Here is a 2,155-nt window from a genome sequence, read left to right as displayed (position 1 = left end):
TGTTGCTTACCATGAACCATCATGGGGTAGCTTTTATCCTTTTCATACGCTAAGAGATTCTCAGATAACGGAAAAAATATTAGTTAACATTCCCTTTAAGTATGATATAATAACATCGGTAAAACTAAATATACGAAAAAAAGGTGATAATGTGAAAAAGTTAATTCAATCAACAATTTTAGCATTAAGTTTAGCAATGGGTGTAGGTTCAACTATTACTTTTGCTGCAGAAACAGAAAATTATGTCCACAAAACACCAACAGTTTATGAAAATGTAAATACAAATTCTATTTATCTAAAAATACCTGTTGACTCAAGTTTTAGATCTGGTAAAGTAGTTTGGCAAGTACAACAACCAGATGGAACATGGGAAAATGTTGTTTATCCACTTACAAGAAACCCACAATATTATGCAGCTTGTTCTATGTCATTAGGAATTTCAAAACCATCATTATCAATACCACAATATTATAGAGTTAAAATGATTAACTCTACGGCTGGTACAACATTTATCTCTGATCCTGTAAAGATTACTCCATACGCTAAATACTAATAAAGTATGAAATCTCTACTAGTAATTATCTTCGTAGGGGTACAGACCCATCGCTATCAAGCCAATAAAACAAAATACCCCCTAAAATGAAAAAATACGCCATCCTTTCCTATGCTTCTACAGAAAGAATAGCGTATTTTTGTTGATTTAAAATAAAGTCCGATAATTTGTAAAAAAGATTGATAAATGGGTGTTTTTGCCCATCCCCTCGAAAAGAGGGAATAAGTATTACTTAATGATTGTAGAGATTGCTTGTTTGTAGACCAGTTGTTGCTTACCATGAACCATCATAAGGACAGTAAACTTATCTGTTGCAAGGATCTGCCCACGTACTGGAACGCCATTCTTTAAAAATACAGTAACTTCCCCTTTTTTCTCTTTCAATTGTTCATACATATCTTCTTGTATATTAAACATGAAATGCGCCCCCTGGTTTGTTTGTATTTACTTTTCTTCTAATACCTGCTGTTTTTCACTGTTAGATATTTGTGATTCCCATTCACTTTCTATTTTTCTAAACCATTTTCCAATTTTGCTTAGATAATATCTTTTCACTTCACCATAAGGAATCCAAATTTCATGTTCCTGTATTTGATTCATCACTTCATGAAGAATCTCATCATGTTCATACTTTCTAGGTTTTCTATAATGTGTTTTTACAAACTGTGTATATTCTCTACGTAACCAATTAGAAATATGTTCTCTTTGTTTTTGCTTGAGATGGGACCATTTTTTATTTGTTTGAAGGATTTTTCCGTTTACTTTTATGTGGTTTTTCATCGACACTCATCTCCTTTTACTAGCAAAACGAATATATAACTATCGTATCACATTTAATATGAAATAAAATAAATGTATAATGGTAGAAGGACAAAAACTACCTCTTTATAAAATAAATAGGAGCAAAATAATATTGCTCCTATTTTTATTTGAATTCTACATAAAATTTAGTGTCGATGATTCCAAAAGCAACTTTACATGGGAACGGATTTTTTCCTGTTGAAGCAGCACGCATACAAGAAAGTACCCAATATTCCAGTTCTAAAGGTAAGCGGTATACTTGAATGCTACCATCATTGGTTTTTACTGATACGATTGGTGTATTTACTCTAGTTGTAGCGAAACCGTCCGTTGTTATCATTGCCACTGCATCATTAGTATGAAAACCGGTGCTTAAAACTTCATAAAGCTTTCCATCTTTCTCATTGATAATCATAGGTATGTTTAAATAAGGATAGTTATTTATATCATTATGAATAACTGTTCTTGAGGTATTCTTTCTTATCTGATTCCCTTGCATTTTATACACTCCTTTATGACAATCCAAACGTGACCACTTAAATCCATTCTATTTTACGTCTATTATATTCGAAAATTGTAGTGTCATCTTATTATAAAAAGCATCGGTACATATGACAGCACTATTTAGCGGATCAATATCAACAACAGTCATATAGCTTGAGAGTAAATAACCGTCTTCATAATGACATAGCAAAAAATAGGTCTTTTCGTTTCAAAATTACAACTAAATCAATTTTGAAACATATCAGTAGAATTCTAGATGTTTTGACACACCTATTTTTAAAAGTAACCCAAAATCCT

4 protein-coding genes and 1 pseudogene are annotated in these 2,155 nt (G+C 31.5%); 1 reads left to right on the top strand and 4 read right to left on the bottom strand.

Features of this window, described 5'->3' with window-relative positions; genetic code table 11:
- Positions 1 to 553, top strand: a 553-nt coding sequence (locus V7038_RS25855; protein ID WP_335695845.1) for a hypothetical protein, incomplete at its 5' end; no start/stop codon positions are given.
- Between the two features lie 228 nt (positions 554 to 781).
- On the opposite strand, the gene hfq is transcribed toward V7038_RS25855, so the two are convergent.
- The 4 genes and pseudogenes from hfq to V7038_RS25835 all read right to left on the bottom strand — a co-directional run.
- The gene (gene hfq, locus V7038_RS25850) at positions 782 to 970 is read right to left on the bottom strand and encodes an RNA chaperone Hfq (RefSeq protein ID WP_002107247.1); all 189 of its coding nucleotides are present in this window, start codon (positions 968 to 970) and stop codon (positions 782 to 784) included.
- A 27-nt stretch (positions 971 to 997) separates the two neighbouring features.
- Positions 998 to 1,333 (bottom strand): hypothetical protein, encoded by a 336-nt coding sequence (locus tag V7038_RS25845; RefSeq protein WP_002107248.1) that lies wholly within the window; start codon positions 1,331 to 1,333, stop codon positions 998 to 1,000.
- A 145-nt stretch (positions 1,334 to 1,478) separates the two neighbouring features.
- The gene (locus V7038_RS25840) at positions 1,479 to 1,853 is read right to left on the bottom strand and encodes a hypothetical protein (RefSeq protein ID WP_078181996.1); all 375 of its coding nucleotides are present in this window, start codon (positions 1,851 to 1,853) and stop codon (positions 1,479 to 1,481) included.
- A 48-nt stretch (positions 1,854 to 1,901) separates the two neighbouring features.
- Positions 1,902 to 2,048, bottom strand: a pseudogene (locus V7038_RS25835) (YolD-like family protein); the annotation flags it as partial.
- Between the last annotated feature and the right edge of the window lie 107 nt (positions 2,049 to 2,155).

The sequence above is a fragment of the Bacillus sp. JJ783 genome, assembly GCF_036963225.1.
Classification (GTDB): Bacteria; Bacillota; Bacilli; order Bacillales; family Bacillaceae_G; genus Bacillus_A; species Bacillus_A cereus_U.
This window is presented reverse-complemented; position numbering and strand designations above follow the sequence as displayed.

Coding starts and splice junctions, on each gene's coding strand:
- V7038_RS25840 (WP_078181996.1), bottom strand. CDS start 1,853: ATGCAAGGGAATCAGATAAGAAAGAATACCTCAAGAACAGTTATTCAT.
- V7038_RS25845 (WP_002107248.1), bottom strand. CDS start 1,333: ATGAAAAACCACATAAAAGTAAACGGAAAAATCCTTCAAACAAATAAA.
- hfq (WP_002107247.1), bottom strand. CDS start 970: ATGTTTAATATACAAGAAGATATGTATGAACAATTGAAAGAGAAAAAA.